At 63.4% G+C, this 19,758-nt stretch carries 25 protein-coding genes; 10 read left to right on the top strand and 15 right to left on the bottom strand.

What is annotated here, in order from left to right; translation table 11 throughout:
* Positions 1-82: 82 nt before the first annotated feature.
* On the top strand, positions 83-889 hold the full coding sequence (locus ACFQS4_RS15510; protein WP_500194094.1) for a mechanosensitive ion channel family protein: 807 nt from the start codon (positions 83-85) through the stop codon (positions 887-889).
* A 6-nt stretch (positions 890-895) separates the two neighbouring features.
* On the opposite strand, the gene ACFQS4_RS15505 is transcribed toward ACFQS4_RS15510, so the two are convergent.
* The gene (locus ACFQS4_RS15505; protein WP_500194092.1) at positions 896-1,294 is read right to left on the bottom strand and encodes a hypothetical protein; all 399 of its coding nucleotides are present in this window, start codon (positions 1,292-1,294) and stop codon (positions 896-898) included.
* Positions 1,295-1,500: 206 nt separating this feature from the next.
* On the opposite strand from ACFQS4_RS15505, the gene ACFQS4_RS15500 reads away from it, so the two are divergent.
* Positions 1,501-1,956, top strand: a complete 456-nt coding sequence (locus tag ACFQS4_RS15500; protein WP_500194090.1) for a DUF1467 domain-containing protein — start codon at positions 1,501-1,503, stop codon at positions 1,954-1,956.
* Between the two features lie 100 nt (positions 1,957-2,056).
* Here ACFQS4_RS15500 and ACFQS4_RS15495 read toward each other — a convergent pair whose 3' ends face one another.
* Positions 2,057-3,256 carry a pyridoxal phosphate-dependent aminotransferase gene (locus ACFQS4_RS15495; protein WP_500194088.1) on the bottom strand — a complete coding sequence of 400 codons (1,200 nt, stop codon included), beginning with the start codon at positions 3,254-3,256 and terminating at the stop codon, positions 2,057-2,059.
* Positions 3,253-3,738 carry an Lrp/AsnC family transcriptional regulator gene (locus tag ACFQS4_RS15490; protein ID WP_500194086.1) on the bottom strand — a complete coding sequence of 162 codons (486 nt, stop codon included), beginning with the start codon at positions 3,736-3,738 and terminating at the stop codon, positions 3,253-3,255. The genes ACFQS4_RS15495 and ACFQS4_RS15490 overlap by 4 nt, the downstream gene beginning before the upstream one ends.
* A 289-nt stretch (positions 3,739-4,027) precedes the next feature.
* On the opposite strand from ACFQS4_RS15490, the gene ACFQS4_RS15485 reads away from it, so the two are divergent.
* Positions 4,028-4,528 (top strand): DUF7344 domain-containing protein, encoded by a 501-nt coding sequence (locus ACFQS4_RS15485; protein ID WP_500194083.1) that lies wholly within the window; start codon positions 4,028-4,030, stop codon positions 4,526-4,528.
* Here the strand turns inward: ACFQS4_RS15485 and ACFQS4_RS15480 are convergent.
* From ACFQS4_RS15480 to ACFQS4_RS15460, 5 genes are all read right to left on the bottom strand, one after another.
* Positions 4,522-5,292 (bottom strand): hypothetical protein, encoded by a 771-nt coding sequence (locus tag ACFQS4_RS15480; protein ID WP_500194081.1) that lies wholly within the window; start codon positions 5,290-5,292, stop codon positions 4,522-4,524. The genes ACFQS4_RS15485 and ACFQS4_RS15480 overlap by 7 nt on opposite strands.
* Positions 5,293-5,490: 198 nt before the next feature.
* Positions 5,491-6,387: a phosphogluconate dehydrogenase (NAD(+)-dependent, decarboxylating) gene (gene gnd, locus ACFQS4_RS15475; protein ID WP_500194079.1), complete on the bottom strand. Its 897-nt coding sequence runs from the start codon at positions 6,385-6,387 to the stop codon at positions 5,491-5,493.
* Positions 6,388-6,446: 59 nt separating this feature from the next.
* Complete coding sequence (locus ACFQS4_RS15470) at positions 6,447-7,055, bottom strand: GNAT family N-acetyltransferase (RefSeq protein ID WP_500194076.1); 609 nt, start codon at positions 7,053-7,055, stop codon at positions 6,447-6,449.
* Positions 7,056-7,057: 2 nt separating this feature from the next.
* Positions 7,058-7,426: a universal stress protein gene (locus ACFQS4_RS15465; protein WP_500194074.1), complete on the bottom strand. Its 369-nt coding sequence runs from the start codon at positions 7,424-7,426 to the stop codon at positions 7,058-7,060.
* 57 nt (positions 7,427-7,483) lie between these two features.
* Positions 7,484-8,044 carry a metal-dependent hydrolase gene (locus ACFQS4_RS15460; RefSeq protein ID WP_500194072.1) on the bottom strand — a complete coding sequence of 187 codons (561 nt, stop codon included), beginning with the start codon at positions 8,042-8,044 and terminating at the stop codon, positions 7,484-7,486.
* Positions 8,045-8,148: 104 nt separating this feature from the next.
* Between ACFQS4_RS15460 and ACFQS4_RS15455 the strand changes: the two genes are divergently transcribed.
* Together ACFQS4_RS15455 and ACFQS4_RS15450 are read left to right on the top strand one after the other, a co-directional pair.
* Positions 8,149-8,664, top strand: coding sequence for a metallophosphoesterase (locus ACFQS4_RS15455; RefSeq protein ID WP_500196623.1), 516 nt, complete (start codon positions 8,149-8,151; stop codon positions 8,662-8,664).
* A gap of 520 nt (positions 8,665-9,184) precedes the next feature.
* A complete protein-coding gene (locus ACFQS4_RS15450) occupies positions 9,185-9,316 on the top strand; it encodes a DUF7859 family protein (RefSeq protein WP_256498863.1) in 132 nt (43 codons plus the stop codon).
* A gap of 135 nt (positions 9,317-9,451) precedes the next feature.
* Here ACFQS4_RS15450 and ltaE read toward each other — a convergent pair whose 3' ends face one another.
* Positions 9,452-10,468 (bottom strand): low-specificity L-threonine aldolase, encoded by a 1,017-nt coding sequence (gene ltaE, locus ACFQS4_RS15445; RefSeq protein WP_500194068.1) that lies wholly within the window; start codon positions 10,466-10,468, stop codon positions 9,452-9,454.
* A gap of 191 nt (positions 10,469-10,659) precedes the next feature.
* Between ltaE and ACFQS4_RS15440 the strand changes: the two genes are divergently transcribed.
* Complete coding sequence (locus tag ACFQS4_RS15440; protein ID WP_500194065.1) at positions 10,660-11,772, top strand: aminopeptidase; 1,113 nt, start codon at positions 10,660-10,662, stop codon at positions 11,770-11,772.
* Positions 11,773-11,865: 93 nt separating this feature from the next.
* On the opposite strand, the gene ACFQS4_RS15435 is transcribed toward ACFQS4_RS15440, so the two are convergent.
* The 4 genes from ACFQS4_RS15435 to ACFQS4_RS15420 form a co-directional block, all read right to left on the bottom strand.
* Complete coding sequence (locus ACFQS4_RS15435; RefSeq protein ID WP_500194062.1) at positions 11,866-12,957, bottom strand: putative sulfate/molybdate transporter; 1,092 nt, start codon at positions 12,955-12,957, stop codon at positions 11,866-11,868.
* A gap of 737 nt (positions 12,958-13,694) precedes the next feature.
* A complete protein-coding gene (locus tag ACFQS4_RS15430; RefSeq protein ID WP_500196620.1) occupies positions 13,695-14,702 on the bottom strand; it encodes a tyrosine-type recombinase/integrase in 1,008 nt (335 codons plus the stop codon).
* A 38-nt stretch (positions 14,703-14,740) separates the two neighbouring features.
* Positions 14,741-14,980 carry a hypothetical protein gene (locus tag ACFQS4_RS15425; RefSeq protein WP_500191847.1) on the bottom strand — a complete coding sequence of 80 codons (240 nt, stop codon included), beginning with the start codon at positions 14,978-14,980 and terminating at the stop codon, positions 14,741-14,743.
* Positions 14,977-15,198: a hypothetical protein gene (locus ACFQS4_RS15420; RefSeq protein WP_500191850.1), complete on the bottom strand. Its 222-nt coding sequence runs from the start codon at positions 15,196-15,198 to the stop codon at positions 14,977-14,979. Before ACFQS4_RS15420 ends, ACFQS4_RS15425 begins: the two co-directional genes overlap by 4 nt.
* Positions 15,199-15,786: 588 nt before the next feature.
* Here ACFQS4_RS15420 and ACFQS4_RS15415 point away from each other — a divergent pair.
* Positions 15,787-16,056: a winged helix-turn-helix domain-containing protein gene (locus tag ACFQS4_RS15415; RefSeq protein ID WP_500191854.1), complete on the top strand. Its 270-nt coding sequence runs from the start codon at positions 15,787-15,789 to the stop codon at positions 16,054-16,056.
* A 3-nt stretch (positions 16,057-16,059) separates the two neighbouring features.
* On the opposite strand, the gene ACFQS4_RS15410 is transcribed toward ACFQS4_RS15415, so the two are convergent.
* Complete coding sequence (locus tag ACFQS4_RS15410; protein ID WP_500191857.1) at positions 16,060-16,845, bottom strand: hypothetical protein; 786 nt, start codon at positions 16,843-16,845, stop codon at positions 16,060-16,062.
* Positions 16,846-17,190: 345 nt separating this feature from the next.
* Between ACFQS4_RS15410 and ACFQS4_RS15405 the strand changes: the two genes are divergently transcribed.
* Positions 17,191-17,664, top strand: a complete 474-nt coding sequence (locus tag ACFQS4_RS15405; RefSeq protein ID WP_500191860.1) for a type IV pilin domain-containing protein — start codon at positions 17,191-17,193, stop codon at positions 17,662-17,664.
* A 754-nt stretch (positions 17,665-18,418) separates the two neighbouring features.
* Complete coding sequence (locus tag ACFQS4_RS15400; protein ID WP_500191864.1) at positions 18,419-19,006, top strand: tyrosine-type recombinase/integrase; 588 nt, start codon at positions 18,419-18,421, stop codon at positions 19,004-19,006.
* Positions 19,007-19,016: 10 nt separating this feature from the next.
* On the opposite strand, the gene ACFQS4_RS15395 is transcribed toward ACFQS4_RS15400, so the two are convergent.
* Positions 19,017-19,202, bottom strand: a complete 186-nt coding sequence (locus ACFQS4_RS15395; protein ID WP_500191867.1) for a DUF8053 family protein — start codon at positions 19,200-19,202, stop codon at positions 19,017-19,019.
* Between the two features lie 121 nt (positions 19,203-19,323).
* Between ACFQS4_RS15395 and ACFQS4_RS15390 the strand changes: the two genes are divergently transcribed.
* Complete coding sequence (locus ACFQS4_RS15390) at positions 19,324-19,758, top strand: DUF8023 family protein (RefSeq protein ID WP_500191796.1); 435 nt, start codon at positions 19,324-19,326, stop codon at positions 19,756-19,758.

Below are 19,758 nucleotides of genomic sequence, written 5' to 3'. Positions count from 1 at the left end.
AGTGGACGACGCCGCCGGAAACAGGATATTTCCACCGAGAGCAACGTCTAGCGTAAAGTCGGGTGAGGACCACCGTTCGGGTATGGTTCACACACAACCCGCACAGGTAACGGTTCCCGACTGGCTCCAGGATCCGATCGCCGAACTGGTGACGTTTCTGCCGCGACTAGTCGGCGCGCTGGTGATCCTGTTCATCGGCTGGATCATCGGCCGCCTCGCCGGCCGAGTCGTCATGCGAATCGCCGACGGCATCGAACTCGACCGCATGGTACTCGAGACGCCGCTCGGGCGCATCCTCGGTGGAACAGAGCAGGCCGTCTCGAGAACCTTCGGCAAACTGGCGAAGTGGTTCGTGTACGCCCTCGCGATTCTCGCGGCCGCGAACGCTCTCGCAATCGCACTCCTGTCGGAGTGGATCTCGACCGCGGTATCGTACTTGCCAGCGTTCATCGCGGGCCTGCTCGTCATCGTCTTCGGGTTCATCGTCGCTGACTTCGTCGGCGACATGATCGAGCGGACTCGAGCAGCGACCCAGACGGTCTACACGTCCTGGTTCGCCGACGGTGCCCGGGTGTTCCTCTATTTCACGGCCATCGTGATCGGCCTCGGAACGATGGGCATCGACGTCGGCATTCTATTAGTCTTCGCGCGAGCGCTCGCGTGGGGCCTGGCCGCCGCTGTGGCGATCGGCGCCGGCGTCGCCTTCGGCTGGGGCGGCAAGGACTACGTCGCCGACAACATCGACAGCTGGATGCGCCGGACGAACTCGATGAAGCCGTCCGATGAGTCGTCCGATCAGCGACGGAGCGAGAGTGGTGCTGGAACGGGGAGCGGGTCCAGAACTCGAACGGACCGCGAACCCGGTCCTGGCGCGGACTCGGACGACTGACCTCGGTCACCGGACGGCCGGCCGCGCCGCTTTCGGTTCCCCCAGTTTCGAGAAGAGCGGTTTGACCGGAACGACGACGTACGTTTTTACCAATCGACCGTTAACCGAGCGCCACTTCTCGACGTGCGCGACGGCGTGAGCCTCGTACAGCGACTCGAGCGTCTCGATCACCGCGTCGAACGCGGCGATGTCGAACGTCTCGCGTGGAACACGGTCGGTGACGACGGCGAGGCGTCGGCGCCGCGCGTAGACGTCGAGTCGACCCTCGAACGCGAACTCGGCGTCCTCGATCAGGTCGTGAAGCGCGCCCATCGTCGGTGCCGACGATTCCGTCGGCAGGGAGATGTACGCCTGGTATTCGTCCGGACGTTCCGCGACATACCGTTTCCACAGGCGTTTCAGCACGGTTCGGTCACCTCGAGTCCAGGGTTGGACCCGGGTTCGCGCCCACACCTCGTCTGATCACGTACGCTCGCCATCCTTGGCCGTGACTTCTCGCCACCGGTAATACGTCCTTTGTTGTTCGTCGCTCTCGATACCCTGAGAGTCAGTTATTCGTGATGATAGACGATTCGAGAGAGCTATGTGTAATTGCTCACTACCGCCACGAAATGTCCACTCGTCTCCTCGAGTCGACGCGGTTCGTGACCGTCACGTCGGCGACACTCGTCGCCGCTGGCGTCGCCATCAGCAACGGTTGGACCCTGACCCCCTCGGTCCGATCCATCGCGGCACTGTGTCTCGTCACGGTCGGACTCGCCGGCATCGCAAGCGAGGTCAGCGAGCGTCCGCTCGAGGGCGTTCACCGGGCGGCAGTTCGCTGGTGGGCGGTCGCCTTCGTCGCCTTCCTCCCTTACGGACTCGTGACGGCGCCCTCGAGCGAGGGGGCGACAGCGATTTCCGACTCCCTGTCCGCCGCGATACCGCTCGTCGCGTTCGAAGTCGGTGCCGGGAGTGCGTTTCTGTGTGCGACTGCGGTAACGGCGCTCTACGCGATGGCGCGCTACGGTGTTCATCCGGGGCGGCCACGGCCCGAAGAACGGATTCTGGTCGAGGGCGACGACTGACGCGAACTATCGTCGCGATCCGATAGTTGGGTAACGAATTCTCTCGATGGCGTCTCACACACCTCGCGCAGCCGCCAGAATGCCGTATACGAAACGGGCTTCAGGCGTGCTCGTCGACGAACGCCTCGATCCGCGCCAGTGCCTCGCGTAAGTCCTCGAGGCCCGTCGCGTACGAGACCCGGAGATGGCCTTCGCCGCCGACGCCGAAGACGTCGCCGGGGACGACCGCGACGCCGCGCTCGCGGAGCAGTCGTTCGGCGAAGTCGTTCGCGCTCCCATCCCACCCGTCGGGCACCTCGGGGAAGACGTAGAACGCCCCTTTCGCCTCGAAACACGGCATTCCGATCTCGCGAAACCTCGAGATGACGAACCGGCGCCGGCGGCCGTACTGGTCGACCATCGCTTCGACGTCGTCACCACAGGAGTCGAGCGCCTCGAGGGCCGCGTACTGGGCGGTCGTCGGCGCCGAGAGCATGCCGTACTGGTGGACGCGATTCATCGCCCCCACCGCCTCGGCGGGACCGAGCGCGTAGCCCAGTCGCAACCCGGTCATCGCGTGGGCCTTCGAGAACCCGTTGCAGACGATCGTCCGTTCGCGCATTCCTGGCAGCGTCGCGATGGAGGCGTGAACGGCGGCGCCGGGATTCGCGTCGGCGGCGTGCTCGTCGTAGGTCAACTCGGCGTAAATCTCGTCCGAGAGAACCGCGAGGTCGTGCTCGCGTGCGAACTCGGCGATGGGCTCGAGATCCGCGCGCGTCATCACGGCGCCGGTCGGGTTGTTCGGATAGCACATGACGAGCAGGTCCGCAGCCTCGGCCCCGGCGGCCTCGAGCGCGTCGACCGTGAGTCGAAAGTCGTCCTCCTCTCGCGTCCGGACGGGGAGCACCTCCCCGCCGGCGAATGTTACGCCCGGTCCGTAGGAGATGTACGCCGGCTGAGCGACGGCGACGGTGTCGCCGGGATCGACGAACGCCCGAAAGGCCAGGTCGACGGCCTCGCTCGCGCCCGCGGTGACGAGAACCTCCTCCTCGGGGCCGTACTCGAGGCCGAATCGGTCGGCGACGTAGCTCGAGATGGCCTCGCGAAGGGCGTACATGCCGCGATTGGCCGTGTAGGAGGTCTTCCCCCGCTCGAGTGACTGGATAGCGGCGTCCCGCGCTGCCCACGGCGCGGAGAAGTCGGGTTCGCCGACGCCCAGGGAGATGACGTCGTCGCGCTCCTCGGCGATTTCGAAGAAGCGACGGATACCCGAGGGGCCGACCGCCCGGACGCGTTCGGCTGGCTCGAGGGGCACGGTCATGGCGACACGGAGAGTCGGTCGTCGTCCTCGCCGTCCCCGAGTTCGATCCCGTTCTCCTTGTAGGAGGCCATCACGTAGTGGGTGACCGTCTGGGTAATCTCGGGGACCGGGGCGACCTTCTCGCTGATGAACCGGGAGACTTCGCGGATCGAGTCGCCCTCGACCTCCATGTCGAAGTCGTAGTCGCCGCTGATGAGTCGCAGCGCTTTCACCTGCGGGAAGCGAGCGAGTCGCTCGGCGACGTCGTCGTACCCTGTCTCCCGGTCGAGGGTGACGTTGAGTTCGACCTCGGCCCGAACGCGTTCGTCCTCGAGGCGGTCCCAGTCGACGACGGCCTGGTAGCCCCGAACGATTCCGGCGGCCTCGAGCGCCTCGATAGCGTCGGCTACCTCGTCCTCGTCGAGGTCGGTCATTCGCGCGATGTCGGCCGTCTCGTATCGCGCGTTCTCACGAAGCAACTCGAGCACCTCGCGTTCGCTCATATCCCTCCGAAGCGCGAGCGCCGGCAAAAGCGTTGTGTCACGTGCAACACCTGACGGCTCGACGAGTTTCGCCGAGTGCGCCCTCGAGCGGGCTGGAACCGGCGTTTTGGGGAGACATTTCATATTCATCAGCGTGTTAATCATCCAATATTTACCCAACGTGTTTTGGGACAATGTGCATAACGACAGGACTATTTGAGTATTCCATACGCGAGACCGTTGACGATACGGCACTCTCACCGAATCGGGCACGAAGCCCACTACATCGTCAGAGGCCACCATGCTGTCAATGAAAGATACCGTACCCAAGAACGAGACGATCAAGCGAGTTGCACGCCACGTCGAGACGTCGGTGCGCCGTTCTAACCCAGTCACCCTGGTGAAAGGGCCCCAGCGGAGCGATTCGTCGGACGACCGACCGGCCACCACCGACAGCCCGGATAGTCCACGCAACGCCGGCGGACGAGTCCTGGAGACGCCCCGTCAGCGAAAGACGGCCACCTGTCTGCTCGAGTACGGGACGAACGAGCCCGTGAAGATGGGGGCCCTCGCCGAACGAGTCGCCGCCCGGGAACACGAGACGACGGTCGCCGACCTCGAGGACGGCCAGCGCAAACGAGTGTACGTCTCGCTCGCTACGTCGGTTCTCCCGAAACTGGACCGACTCGGACTCCTCGAGTACGACAAGTCCCGTGGGCTAGTGTACCCGACCGACCAGCTACAGCAGTTCCGTCCTCACCTCGGTGCGTCGGCAGGCGAACCGGCGGTCACCGCTAACGCGGGTCAGTAATTTTTGAACAGGAGTGCGCGCACGTCGTCTTTCGTCTGCACGTCCTCGGTGGAGTCGTTGGGGAGCGTGACCCGGTAGCGATAGTCCGCGGCGGGTGATTCGTCCCACTTGTCGTCGTGAGTCTCGAGGAGGTTCATCATCTTGTTCAGCATGTCGTCGTCGTCGGCGGCGCCGCTGCTGTTGCCCGCCTCCTCGTCCTCCTCCTTGTTTTCGTCGTCTGCGTTATCATCGCCCTCGCCTTCGTCCTCACTGGTATTCTCCTCCTCGGTACCGTCCTCGTCGTCGTCATCGTCTACGCTCTCACCGTCACCCTCGCTGGCGTCGGCATCGTCTGTGGTTTCGTCGTCTCCGGCGTCGTCGCTCGAGTCCTCAGTATCGGTATCCGCATCACCATCCGACTCGGGTTCCGCCGAGTCCGCATCGGCGTCGTCGTCACCCTCGTCGTCGGCAGCGCTCGTCTCCGCTTCCTCGTCGTAACTGACTTCTTCCACCTCGTCGGACCCATCAACCTGCGAACCCGACTCGATCGCCGACTCGACGGCCGCCGCCACGTCGTCCGTCGCCGTTCGACCCGAGGTGTCGGCCTCGAAGTCGACGTCGAGGGCATCCTCGCTGTCTTCGCCCGCCTCGAGATTGTCGATCAGAAACTGGATCGCGTCGCGTTCGCGCACGAAGCCGTACCTGCCGACGACGTCCTCGGAGATGGCCGCTCGCAATCGCTGGATCACCGCGTACTGTTCATCCGTGACCTCGACTGTCTGCATACCTGACCGATGTGGCGAGGGGTACATATAGGTGGGTGCGTCAGTCGGTGAGCGTATCGGGCTGTCATGCTGACAGATCAGCGGAACGCCAGAAGATCAGGGTGAAAAGGCGCCAGCTCACCAGAACGCAAGGGTGTCAACTCGTCAACTCACCAAAGCCAGGGACGCCGCGTCGGCGGTCCCCACCTCATGAACCGCCTACCGCCGATGGACCTCGTGTCGACCGAACCCGTACCGAAGACGATTCGCGAGCCGCCTCGAGAACCGACCCTCGTCCGCCCGCGAGCCGTGCCGCTCGGCGAGCGCCGTGTAGATCAGCGGGAGGGGGACCTCCTGCTCGAGGGCCTCCTGGACGGTCCAGGTGCCCGTCGAGCCGCCCTCGATCCGATCGGCAACGTCGCCCAGGTCGGATCCCTCCTCGCGGAACGCCTCCTCGCAGAGTTCGAGCAGCCAGGATCGGATGACCGCGCCGTTGTTCCACACCGACGCGACGGCCTCGAGGTCGAGGTCGAACCGGCCCTCGTGGAGCAGTTCGAAGCCCTCGCCGTAGGCCTGCATCAGGGCGTACTCGACGCCGTTGTGGACCATCTTTACGTAGTGGCCCGACCCCGACGGGCCCATCCGGGCGTGGCCCTCCGGCCCCGTCGCCACGGCGTCGAACGCCGGGGCGAGTTCGTCGTAGGCCCACTCGGGGCCGCCGACCATGAGCGAGAAGCCGAGTTCGGCGCCGGCGGGGCCTCCGGAGGTGCCGCAATCGAGGTACGCCGCCGGACAGGACTCGGCGCGTCGGAGCGTGTCGTGAAAGTTCGAGTTGCCGCCGTCGACGACCACGTCCGCGGCCTCGAGGCGGGGCTCGAGCGTCTCGAGGGTCGCGTCGACGGGTGCGCCCGCGGGAACCATCAGCCAGATCCGCTTGTCGTCGCCGAGTTGGTCACACAGGTCGTCGATCGAGTCGGCGGGGCTGGCCCCCGCAGCGGCCGCGGCATCGATCGCGTCCTCGTCGAGGTCGAAGGCGACGACGTCGTGGCCCGCGGCGAGCACCCGGTCGACGACAATCTGCCCCATCCGTCCGAGTCCGATTACGCCCAGTTGCATGGATAGCCGTGCGCGCAGGGGCGTGGTAGGGGTTGCGGTTTCTCGTTGGGAGCAGGGCGCTACGGCTTCCCGTTGCGAGCGAGGTGGATCGACATCTCCTGTTCGAAGCTCTCGGTCCCGCACAGTTCGAAGCCGACGCGTTCGTACAGCGCGATGGCCGGGCCGTTCCAGCGCTCGACGGTGAGCCAGACCCACTCGACGCCGCGGTCGGCGGCCTCCCCGAGCAGGTGCTCGAGCAACTGCGTCCCGATGCCGCCGCGCTGGTAGGCCTGCAGCACGAAGATCGCCAGCTCCCACTCGACCTCGCTCAGGTCCTCGATCGTTTCCGGGTCGTCGACGTCCGGAACCAGCGTCGCGTGACCGATCACCCCCTCCTCGTGTCGCGCGACGACGTTGATCCCGTCCTCGAGCAACGGCTCGAGCCACTGGCGGATGCGCTCCTCGCCGGTCGGCGGGATCCCCTGGGCACGGTCGGCGGGGTCGAACTGCACGTACATTCGGGTGAGCGCCTCGAGCGCTCCGTTGGTCTGTTTGGGTCCGCCACCGCGGTCGAGGTCGAGTGGCCCGATCTCGATGTCTCGCCCCTCCGGATCGGTGTAGGTCGTCGGTGGCGTCGGAAACGGGCCGGCCGGTTCGTCCGGGTACACTCGTCGCTGTCTCTCCGTCATCGTTATCGAACGAGTTTAACGGTCATCGTCGCGTTCAACAGGACGAACTCGGTGATCGGCCCGAGGCGAACTTTCCCCATCGGACTCCTGGTCCCGCCGCCGATCACCAGCTGGTCGACGTCCTCGCGCTCGGCCAGGTCGACCAGCGAGCTCCCGGGATCGCCCTCGAGCGTCCGGATTTCAGCGTCGATCCCCGCCGCTACGAGTCGTTCCTGGGTTAGATCGTGCATCTCCTCGGCCGTTCGGTCCGCCTCCGGCTTGTCGAGGACGGCGACGAGCAGGTCGTCGCCCACCTCGGTGACGCGCTCGATTGTCGTCTCGAGCGTCTTCACTGACTCATCGCTTCCGTCGAGTCCCAGCAGGACGTGCATGCGTTCGTGTGCGACGCCCCGGAGGAAAACCGTTGCGACGGTTCGTCGGTGGTCCCGTCAGCGCGAAGGGTGTTCGCGCTCGTCGGAACCCGGCTCGAGCCGGTCCGTCACGAGGTCGAGTCCCGGATAGCCGTCCGCGCGCCAGACGACCAGGGCCGCCGCGGCGAGGACGAACTCGAGCAGGAAGTAGGGGTCGCCCAGGGAGCTGGAAAACAGCTCGAGGATGCTCGGTGCGCCCTCCTCAGGCACGACCGGGACGATCGGCCACAACAGATACCCGTATTCTTCGGCGCCCCAGAGCGCTGGCACGGTGTCGGCGAGGAGGTGTGAGAACGCGCCAATGGCAAAGGCGATCGCGTGGGTCGGACGATCGTACCGGCTCGCGACGGCCAGGACGACGAGCGAAACCGGGAGCAAGAACAGCAGGGAGTGTGCCAGCGACCGGCCCGTCGGGAGCACGGGTGCGTACCAGGCAAGTGGTTTGTCGATCAGGTCGGGAAACTGGCTACCGACGAGGACGCAGACGACTGCCACCGCGCTCGGGATTCGCGCCGGGTGACGGCGCGTCCAGAGCGAGTAGAGGAGGTAGGCGACGGCGGCGTGTCCGAGTGGCCACATGCGTACTGTCTCGTCCGAAGACAGGGACGAGTATAAACGATGCGACTGTACACGTCTGGCCGATGTCGAAACAGTGGTACTCCCTCGCGGCCTACCGCGTCCCGATGCTTGCCATCTTCTCCGACACTCACAGCACCGGCGATCACCACCTCGAGGGCGCGGCGCTCGAGGCCGCCCGCGAGGCCGACGCCGTGATTCACGCCGGCGACTTCACCAACGTCGAGGCGCTCGAGGCGTTTCGCTCGCTCTGCCCCGTCTTCTATCCCGTCCACGGCAACGCCGACGACGCGACCGTCACCGAACAGCTACCGCCCGTTCGAATTGTGGACTGCGAGGGAATCCGGATCGCGGTTACGCACCGTCGCGACGGCGGCGACGTTGGTCTGGCGATGTTCGGCCGCTCGCGCGAGGCGGACGTCGTCGTCTCCGGACACACGCATCACCCGTCGGTCACCGACGCCGAGGGCGTCCTGTTGCTTAATCCCGGGAGCCACGCCCAGCCGCGCGGAAACCGGCCGGGGTTCGCGACGCTCGAGCGAGGCGAGGACGGGACGGTTCGTGGCGAACTTCGAGAGCCGGGCGGTACGCTGCTCGAGTCGTTCACGCTCGAGTCGGAGTGAGCGCGAGAACGAGTAGGAGTGCGAACGGAAAGGAGTCGTGGCGGGAACGAAACGGGCCGAAAACGGAAGTGGAAGGAAGGGGAGGGCCGAGACTGATGAGGACGCGACGTACGTGAGAAAATCCGGGCGACCACGGGGGAGGGCACGCGACTGTAACGGATGGCGGTTCGGGCGACCGCCGAAGCATCAGAGGGGACGAGTAGGGGCCGACCGTGAGTGGTCGGTCGATCGGTCGATCGGTCGGTCAATTGTGACTTCCGCGCTGGGGGAGAGCGCTGGGTCGGCCCCGGACGGTGGGTGGACTGTACCGGTCGCACCAGTGGATGTCACGGGAACGTGTGCGACCGAAGTCCATCATCACCTACGTGTCGGGTATAAAAAGACTCACCGCAAGCTAAAAAATCGATTTTAGCTATCCGGTTCCTAGCCCCACAGTCGGTTCGTCGGCCCACAGATCCTCGAGTCTCACCGTCCTCGAGGCGTCGAAACGGTTTTGCGACCGCCCGTGTAACCACGACGTATGTTCGACCTCATCCCCGACGATCCGGTTATCATCGCGATGGTAGTCATTTTGCTGTCGCTCATCTTCTTCCTCTACCTCCTGCTCCGCCGGACCGTCCTCGAGTTTCGAGACGGGATGGAGCGACGATAGCGTCATTTCTTACGACTGGCCGGCGTCGGTAGCTGATTCGCCACGGAGATGAGACCGGGGAGCGACTGGTGCTCGAGAGTCGAGCGTCGAGGTTCGAGAGAGTGACACCGGTACCGGCGGATGGGTGAACGCGACCTAGACGAGCGCCCCGGCGACCTGCTCGACCGCTCGTTCGACGTCCTCGCGCGATACGTCTCGATGGGTACAGCACCGAATCGTCGTCGGACCGAATGCGGTCGCCAGCACGTCGTGCTCGCGCAGGCGCTCGAGGACGCTCTCGACGTCCAGCCCCGTTCCGGCGACGTCGACGACGACGATGTTGGTCTCCGGTTCGGGAACCGACAGGCCCGCGACGTCGTCCAGCCCCGACGCCAGGAGGCGGGCGTTCTCGTGGTCGGCCTCGAGGTCCTCGACGTTCTCGAGGGCCTGCAGGCCGGGCCCCGCGATGATCCCGGCCTGGCGCATCCCGCCGCCGAAGAGCTTCCGCGTTCGGCGCGCGCGCTCGACGAAGTCGGCGTCGCCCGCGAGCATCGATCCAACGGGTGCGCCGAGCCCCTTGGAGAGACAGAACATCACGGAGTCGGCGTGCCGAGTGACGTCGGTGACGTCGACGTCGAGGGCCGTCGCGGCGTTGAACACGCGCGCGCCGTCGAGGTGAACCGCCACGTCGCGCTCGCGAGCGGCGCTGGCGGCCTCGGCGATCCGGGCCGGTTCGATCGCCAACCCCCCGCGCGCGTTGTGGGTGTTCTCGAGGCAGAGTAGCCCGGTTCCCGGGCGGTGGAGGTCCTCCGCGACGTAACCCGCCTCGACCTGGTCGGCGGAGGGAACGCCGCGCTTGCCGTCGAGCATCCGCACCTGGACGGCGGCGTGCTGGGCCATCCCCCCGAGTTCCCACTTGACGACGTGGCTCTCCCGGTCGGCGATCACCTCCTGGCCGCGCTCGGTGTGTTCGCGGACGGCGATCTGGTTGCCCATCGTCCCCGTCGGCACGTAGAGGGCCGCTTCCTTGCCCACGAGGTCGGCGGCGCGCTCCTCGAGTTCGTTCACCGTGGGGTCTTCGCCGTAGACGTCGTCGCCGACGTCGGCGTCGCGAGCGGCGTCGCGCATCACGTCGTCGGGTTTCGTGACCGTGTCCGAGCGCAGATCGATCATGGTAGGTATCCGTTTCGTCTCGCCGAAGAAATAGGCGACGCTCCCGGTCGATACCGGGCGAGCGAACGCGTCGTGACTCGCCGGTTTCGGCTGCCGGTGCCTCGAGTGGCGTCTCGCTGGTTTCGGTTGCCCGCGCCTCGAGTGGTGTCCGGAACGAAAGGATATTCGACGCCGAATCGAAATAGCCGGACATGGATCCGCGAATCCGCGAGCACGCACAGATCATCGCCGACCACTCCGTGGACCTCCAGCCCGGCGACAACGTCGTCATCGACGCCCACCCCGTCGCGGAGGACCTGGTCGTCGCCCTCCACGAGGTCGTCGGCGACGCCGGCGCGAACCCCCTCACGACGAGCAAGCGGGCGGGCAAACGTCAGCACCGGGCGTTTCTCCGTGCCGCGGCAGACGGCAACGGTGGCGACTTCGAGTTCGACACCCCGTCACACGAACTCGCGCTGATCGAGAACACGGACGTCTACATCGCAATCCGCGCGGGCGACAACGCGACCGAGACCAGCGACGTCGACCCCGAGGTCAGCGCGGCCTACACACAGGCCTACCGCCCCGTCCAGGACGAGCGCCTCTCGAAGCGCTGGTGTCTCACGCAGTTCCCCGCGCCCGCGAACGCGCAACTGGCCGAGATGTCCCGCGACGGCTACGAGAACTTCGTCTGGGACGCCGTCAACAAGGACTGGGACGCCGTGCGCGAACACCAGCAACAGATGGTCGAGATCCTCGACCCCGCCGACGAGGTTCACATCGTGAGCGGCGACACGACGGACGTAACGATGAGCGTCGCCGGGAACACGACGCTCAACGACTACGGCGAACACAACCTCCCCGGCGGCGAGGTGTTCACCGCGCCCGTCCCCGACAGCGTCGAGGGCGAGGTACTGTTCGACATGCCGCTGTACCACCAGGGCAGAGAGATCACCGACGCGTACCTCGAGTTCGAGAACGGCGAGGTCGTCTCCCACGCGGCCGAGAAGAACGAGGACCTGCTGACGGAAGTGCTCGAGACGGACGATGGCGCCCGTCGGTTGGGCGAACTCGGTATCGGCATGAACCGCGACATCGATCGCTTCACCTACAACATGCTGTTCGATGAGAAAATGGGCGATACGGTACACATGGCGGTCGGTCGCGCCTACGACGAGACCGTCGGCGAGGGCAACGAGGCGAACGACTCCGCGGTCCACGTCGACATGATCGTCGACATGAGCGAAGAGTCGTTCATCGAGGTGGATGGCGACGTTGTACAGCGGAATGGGACGTTCGTCTTCGAGGACGGTTTCGAGGACTAAACAAACGATTCGAGGTCCAGCTTTTGCGAGCGAGTCAAAAGGTAGCTTCACTCGAGACACGCCGATCAATGGGCACTCGAGCGAGACGACCAATCAGCGTTCGTTCGAGACGCGTCGATAGGCCAGGTGAGCGACGATTCCGAGGACGAACGCGAGTCCGATGTTCGTCGCCAGCGCCAGAAGCCCAATCCCGACCGACAGCGGGAGGTGTTCGGACTGGCGAACGCTCGAGCCCAGCGTGACGGCGACGACGACCAGCAAGACCCCGAGCATCGCGAGCGGAAACGCCTCGAGCAGGGTCGCCGAGGCGAAGACAGCGGCCGCGAGGTAGAACCCGCCCAGGATGACGTTCGCACCACCGGATCGCGCGCCGAACGTGTACTTGCCGGCGACGCCGTCACAGCCGTGACACATCGGGATGCCGCCCGCCGGAATCGCGAGGAGGTTCGTCGCGCCCATGCTCGTCGCCAGTTCGTCCGGCGAGACCGTCTCGTCGAAGAGGTCGGCGACGAGCAACGAGGTCGCCAGCGCCGCGTTGCCGATAGTCATCGCGAGCTGGGCGAACGCCCCGTCGACCGCGGCTCTCGTGACCGACTCGCCGAGCGGCGGGACGGGCGGTGGGCCGGGCCACCGGGGCGAGGGCACGCCGGCGACGGCGAGGGCCAGTCCCAGTCCAACGATCAGCACCACGAGTGCGCTGGATCGTCTGTATCCGAGCACGACGGCTGCTGCGACGATCGCCACGCCGACGCCGGCGAGAACGACGTCCTCGAGTGCGAGGTGAACGCCGGTCTCCAGGAGGAGCAACCCGACCGCGAACTGGACCCCACGGATGACTGGTTCGCCGATCCACCGTTCTACGCTCGCCAGCGTCCCGGTGACACCGATGGCGAGCAGGACGACGCCGAGAAGCAATCCCGCGAGGGCGATTTCGCCGTAGGTCATCGCGCCCGCGATCGCGAGCGCTGCGAGTGCCTTCATCGGTTCGACGGAGATCGGGAGACCGTACCTGAGTCCCCAGACGATCTGGAAGACGCCGAAGGCGACCAGCACGTGTGGCAACGAGATTGACGTGACGAGCGCCAGCGCGACAACCAGCGGGAGGACCGTAATCGAATCCCCTATCGCTCCCGTCACCTCGTTCGACGTGAACTCGAGTCGGGAACGACGGGCACGAACGGCCATTTCGAGATCGTATGGGCCCGACAGTTGTATACGTGTTCAGTAACTCCCCGCGGTCGTCTCGGGCTGGATGAGTAACGAGTTTCGGTTATACTCGCCACCTCCGTTATCTCCCGCCAGCCGCGCACAATGTCGGCTTCGACCGCGGGACTGACTCGAGAGAGTCCGTCGCGAGTCCGTAACGGGCGTCGTGTGGCCGTTTTTCCTGTCGATAGGACTCCCATTGCTGGGCGCGTTGGTATCGAGAAAGAAGAAGACAATGTTCGATTATCTCTCCAATCGAGGGAGGAGAATGAGGCGTGAGGTAGACCGCCGAATGTGCTCAGTACCGCTCGTGTAGTGACCGGTTTTGCTCACGCCAATTCCCCTTCGTGGCGACCGGGCGCGATCTCCGGATCGGGAATCGCGACGTCGACGCCGTCGCCGGTGCCCGAAAACCGGAACGAAGAACGACAATGTCGACTGCGAGAGAGGGCGTTCACTACTCAAGCGGATTCGGGTTCTCGAGAACACGCCGAAAATCCGGGGACGACGACCGTTCGGGTGGGTTTAGTGAAACGGGTTGGCTCGAGTTTCGCGGGCACGATGGGACTCGAACCACGGTCTCAGCAAAGCTGCTCCCTGATTCGAACCCATCTCGTCCGTTCGACGTGCCTCGCCGTCGCTCGGCACGTACTCACGGGCACGATGGGCATTAGTGATCCGGGGGGTTGTACTGTCGATGGTTTCGTTCGTGGATTTCATAGGTCTGGAAGGAAGGAACTGCGTTGTTCGGCCTGCTCGCGGTCGGTACGGCGGTCGTAGTGTCGATCGAGAATATCCTCACTCGCGTTGAGTCGATCTTGGACGACTCGTCGAGGGACGTCCTCGCTTCGGTAGTAGGTCACTCGGCCGCTGCGAACGTCGTGGGGCGACCTCGAGGATGGGCACTTACTCGCCTGGTCGAGATGCGTCGCCTCGCACTCCGCCAAGTCGCGATCGTGGGGGCAGGGTTCGCCGCGCCAGCAGGGTCGACTGATCCGGTACAGCGTTTTTCGAATCGTGTTCCCTGCAGGGCGGCCGTACTGCGTCGTAATCAGCGGGTCTCGCCCATGATCGTCGGTCACGTCGTCACGGTGGAGTTCGATGTAGTCCTCGAGATACCGCGCCGTCAGGTCGCTGATCCGGTTCCATCGAGTGCCGGCTTCCTGATTCTTGAGCGGCGTTCCGGTGTCCGGTCGGTGAACGAACCGAATCGCTGGCCCCTTCACCTTCGGGTGGGAGCCCTCAAGGTCGAGATCGCGAAGGTCGAGTCCTCGGATCGCTCCCGTTCGTGCTCCCGTTCGCCAGAGCAACAGCATGATGATGTGGTCTCTCGAGGCCGGTTGCGCGCGCTCGAGGTACTCAAGGATCTCAACCGCCCGGTCCGGCTCGAGCGTCGAATCCGAGACGTCGGCACCGTGTTTCATCGTTGGTAACCGAACCTGCTCGTACAGCGACGGCGGCACGGCATCGATGTCAGCTGCGAATCGGAGAAACGTCCGAAGCGTCGCCAGCTGACCTTTCAGGGTTACCAACTTGATCGGCTCGCGTCCCTCACCCCGTCCTTCACGTCGCCAGATGCGGAACTGGTACAGATCGCGCCCATTGACGTCGTTCAGGTTGTCGATGTCGTGTTCATCGCAGAACTGGATGAACGACTGCAACCGATGTCTCGAACTCTTCCGCGTCGCGGCTGCGTGCTCGTCGCGCATCGCGTGGTGGTACATCTCCGCCGCTTCAGCCGGTGGAATCGGCTCGAGGTCGCTCACCTCGAACCAGCCTCCGATTGGACAGCCTCAAGGAGTTCCGTTCGCTCTTGGTCGTCGAGTCGATCGTCGACGGTTTCTACCAGCCAGGCGGAGTCGGCGCGCCGAGCTGGCCCCAGCCCATTGCCCACGGTATCGACGGCCTCGGTGGCCGTTTCCGCGTTCCCGGTGGCGAGTTCACAGAGCGCTTTTCGGGCGACCTGCTGAACTCGCGCCCAGTGGCGCTGCTCGTAGATCACGCCGACCCCTCCTCGGGATCGTCGAGCGGGACCTCCCGGACGATCGTCGCCTCAAGCAGGTCCTCGCAACTCTCGCAAAATGTGAGCCGCCCGTCCGGATCTTCGACATCGACGAGTCGAATGGTACCGGAGGTGGTTCCATAGCCGTCACAGTACAGCGCTTCGTCTTCGACGTACCTGGCGGTACGTTTACTTCGTATGCCTTCGTCGGTGTGCATGGTCTCTGGTTTCAGGGACCGCGGACAGACCGCGCGCGCCGCTTGTTCCACCAAAACGCGCGTGCGGTCGATGTCCGCTGGTCGAGTATGTTCTGAGTGGCAACACGTCTTAAGCATCGGGGGGTAGTTTCCAATATTTCCGAAACCGGGTTTTGGCCGGTTTGGTGGCGTCTCGAAATTCGCTCTACCGACCCATATCGGGGAATCCAAGCGATTTTGAGATCCGACAGAATACGGAAAACCCCGTTTCCGATAACTTTCCGATAACTCGAATGTCGGTAAAAATGATTGTCGCCGCGATCGATACGACTGTCGTCTGTCGGGGGCTTTATCTCCCCGCGAATTGCGACTTAGCATGCTTCCGTAGTCTGGATACGGAGGCCAGGCGGGCCGGTGCCCCAAACACCGGGTCCGCGTTTTGCGAGGACCCGACCGGGAGCGGTGGGTCCGTCTGGCGTCCGATGCTCGCCTCGAAACACCCCATCGACTTATAGTTTAGCGTATTTCCGCTACTAATATAGCACAAATGAAATCGTCTCTCAGCGAACCGACTGCAGTTAAACCGTCTGGGTGGGTTGGACGGACTGAATGCGACCCCGTCCCGAGTGGATGAGTCTGAAAGACGGCCTGATCCTCGAGTTCCTCGAGGAGCACGACCTTGAGCTTCCGGCGAAGCCGCTCTTCAAGAATCTCAACCGTCACGGTCACCAGATCGGCTACTCGACGGTTCGCCAGCGACTCAACGAACTCGAGGACCACGGACTGATTCGACGCATCGACGACGGCGGATACTACGAGATCTCGGAACAGGGCCGGGACTGGGTGGCAGGCGACCTCGAGGCTGACGACCTCGAATAATCGCTAAACCACGTTTCCGAGGGTTTCGGTGGCCGCTTTCGAGATGTTGATGTTCTTTTCCGATACGGTGACCGGTCCTCCGGCGACGTCTTCGATCAGCGCCGCGAGATCCTGGAGGTACGCACTCGAGCGTTCCTCCCTGAATTTGAGGATGGAGCCATGAGCATGGGCGCGGTTTTCGAGGTAGCAGGCGACGAACAGCCGGCGGATGTCGTCGGGTGCTCCATCAAGGTATGCCGGTAGCTCGAGTTCGCCTTCGGTTTTCGACCCGGTAGGCGCTCCGAGGGTGACGAGCACGCGTCCGAGGACAGTGCCGTGTTCGGTCGGGCGGACCTCATCGGCGCGGCCGCTTCGGTTGTCGACGATTCGATAGTCGACACCGGTCAGCTCGAGCGCGTCAATTACGTGGCTATCCTGGCCGCGTCGATTCAGCGCGAACGACGGCTGGTAGTACTTCTTCTCAATCGAGCCGCCGGAGAAGACGTTCGCAACGAGCGCGTTCAGTGCATCGAAGCGGCGATCGTCGTACTCGAGATTGAGCCAGCCCTTTGAGCGCGCAGTCTCGATCGCGTTTACGGCATCGGGAGCGCCGCCATCATCGATCCACGTCCGGAGCCGTCCTCGAGGGAGATCCAGCGCCGACGCGGTCGCGCCCGACTTTACGTTGTGTTTTGAGGCGTAACGCGTCGCTTTACGGTACTGTTCGACCGCCTCGAATGCATCCTCGTAGGCCCCACCGTCGAAGGTCCGTGCCAGTTCTTCGTCGGTTACGAAGATTCGGTCAGTCATTGAAGAGTTCGGTGGGCGGAAATTGAAAGAGCATTCGGATTTACACTGTCGGTGGTGAAATCGCCAGGCGTGAACGTTTCAAGGGGGTGCTGTAACCTTTCTATGGGTCGCTGATTATCAATTCTGAAAGTGTCTCATATACCGTGAATCTCGTTTATTCAAACCCAGCCACAGGGTTTATTATACACGGATTAAGTGTGACTATCAGCACAAGTGCAGCGCGAAGAAGCTGACGGCGTGGGTGTGGTTGACTTACCCCCATCCCTATCCGCCGATTGGTCCGACACCGGACCAGTCAATAAAGTTTCTGACCGTTCACGCACGGTGCGCACAAGAAGATCAATCATGGATCTAAAGAAATACAGAAGCAAGCTGATCGGTAATGAATCGGAACGGGCAGTATCACCTGTCATCGGAGTTATACTTATGGTCGCCATTACGGTGATTCTCGCGGCCGTGATCGCAGCGTTCGTGCTGGATATTGGCAGTAGCACTGGAAACGCTCCCGTGAACGCAGTGGTCTCAGAGGAAGTCGATTACGACGACACTGAGATTACGATGACGCTGGATGATAGCGGAAACGCTGACAGTTTCATTGTACGGTCCGATAAGGACGTGTTCGACACTACCACTGGCGATGAACAGCGGTCAGATGACGTTGAATTCGATGGTACCGGTGATACGATCAATCTGAATTCTTTTGGGCTCGTTGAAGTTCCTAAAGAAGGCGCGACCGAAGTTGAGTTTACGGTAGTTGCAGTCTCGGAAGATGGTGATGAAAGCACTGTTGGTTCCTTCACTGCCGATATGGATATCTAAATTAGACTAGTTATCCTCAAGCGGCCTATATTTTTTCTGTGGCAATTCGGCTGGATCAACCTGATCTTTTGAGTCTACGTTTTTACGGTAGGTGAAAATATCCCCCTATATTAGTGGTTTGGTTTTATTATTCGATTTTCGTGAATCATTGTGCCAGAAGCTTCTGAGATGTCTCTACAAGTCATTTTGACACCGCGAACGGAAGACCGTTCACAGGTGCGCGAATCGGGGCCGGATGGACCTCCGGCCCGGCCGTGTGGCCGTATTACCCGCCTCGAGAGTACCCGCTCGAGGTACCCTCTCTTTCGGTTCGGAAAAGATGAATCTTCGGGCTATGCTTCGCGATCGACAACCTTCGCACCCGAGAGGATCAATCTCAAGCGCCCGTGTGGATCGACCGACGGCGCGAGCGTCCCCCGGGCGAGCCAGCACGGCCGTTCGGTCCCATCCTCGGCTCACCATTCGAACACAGATTGCACCGAGTCGCCGCGACCGAAACGTGACCGGCGTCGATAAGCACCAGGAGTTCGACCTTCGCGTTCGGGTACAACAGCCGCCCGCAGACGTCGCAGGCGCCCCGCTGGCCGATCCCGACCGGGATGGCAGATAAGAGCGCGGTCTCGGAACCATATGCTGCGAGATACTCGTCCGATAATCGGTACATCTCGGACGTGAGCGGCCCGATCGGGCCGCCCATCCCACCAAAACACTCACTATACCCCGGGTTGCCGTCCGCCTTACTCGCAACCCGGACATGAATCTCCAGCAACATCGCAACCGCGACGACATGAAAGTCTGGCTCAGCCAGACCGAAGTTGCACAGCTCCTCGAGGCCGCCACCGACACCCAACAGCGACTCGCCTACTCCCTGGGCGCGCGTTGTGGGCTTCGGTCGCACGAAATTCTCGACGTCTCGCCCGAGGACGTCATCGACACTGACGCCGGAACAGTACTCCGGGTGTGGCACGGGAAAGGCGACAAATTCCGCGAGACACCCGTTCCGCGCGATCTGGCGACGACGATCCGAACCGTGGCCGACGTTCGCGACGCCTCGAGCGAGAAGCCGCTACTCGAAATCTCGACGACGCGCTCACTTCGGCGCTGGCTCAGCGGGACCGCTCGCGAACTTCACCAGGCGACCGGCGACGACGGCTGGCTGTATCTCGGAATGCACGATCTTCGGCGGACCTGGGCGACCGCGCTCGCCGCCGCCGACGTCGATCCGCTCCTGGTGGTCGACTGGGGCGGATGGAACGATCTCGAGACGTTCCTCGAGCACTACCGCGGGACGTACTCACCAGAGGCTCAGCAGCGCGAGCGTAGCAAAGTCGGCTGGCTATGAAGTTCAGAAATTAGGCGTCGATCCCGTCGACGAGTGTAATCGTCCATTCCTTCTCGTCGACGAGTCTGATATGCGCATGGTACTCCTCTTTCAGTTCTCCGTTCTCGTCGAGCAGACCCTCGAGACGGAGATCGTCTTTCGGGAGCGTGATTCCCGCGGAGTTCTGGTCGAGCTGGCGTAGTTTGTTGAGTGCCATGGATGGCGCGCAACCCGCCTTGATATAAACGTTGCTGACTATCAGGGAAACCAAGGTTTGGCGGCCGTCCCACCAAGGAAACGCGAAGATTTTCGATAGGGCGGATTGCGCGTTTCCGGGTATGGCACTTAGCCTACCGCAGAATATGGTTCCCGGCGCGGTTCGCCGGGAGGACGGTATTGACCTGATCGACAGCGTGCTCGCGCCGCTGTTCGTACTCGCGTCGGTCTCGATGGTCGGTGTGGTCTCGATCGCGCTGAACCAGCCGTTCAACGTCGGGATGGACGCCGCGCTCTACAGCGCTCACGGCACCGAGATCACCTACGCGTTCATCGTCTCGATGCTGACGCTCGTGACCGCCTGGGTCACGAACGGCCAGACCACTATCGAGGACTACACCGACGTCGAGACGGTGGTGATGTTGCTGGCGTTCATCCTCAACATCCTGGCGGCGCTCGTGCCAGCCGTTTCCTACGCCATCGACTCGATGTGGTATCTCGGCTGGTTCATCGTGCTGCTGAACGCCGCCGCGTTCTACCTGATCGCCTACAAGTAA

Origin of the sequence: Saliphagus sp. GCM10025317 (genome assembly GCF_042663665.1) — an archaeon.
In the GTDB taxonomy this organism is placed as follows: Archaea; Halobacteriota; Halobacteria; order Halobacteriales; family Natrialbaceae; genus Natronosalvus.
This window is presented reverse-complemented; position numbering and strand designations above follow the sequence as displayed.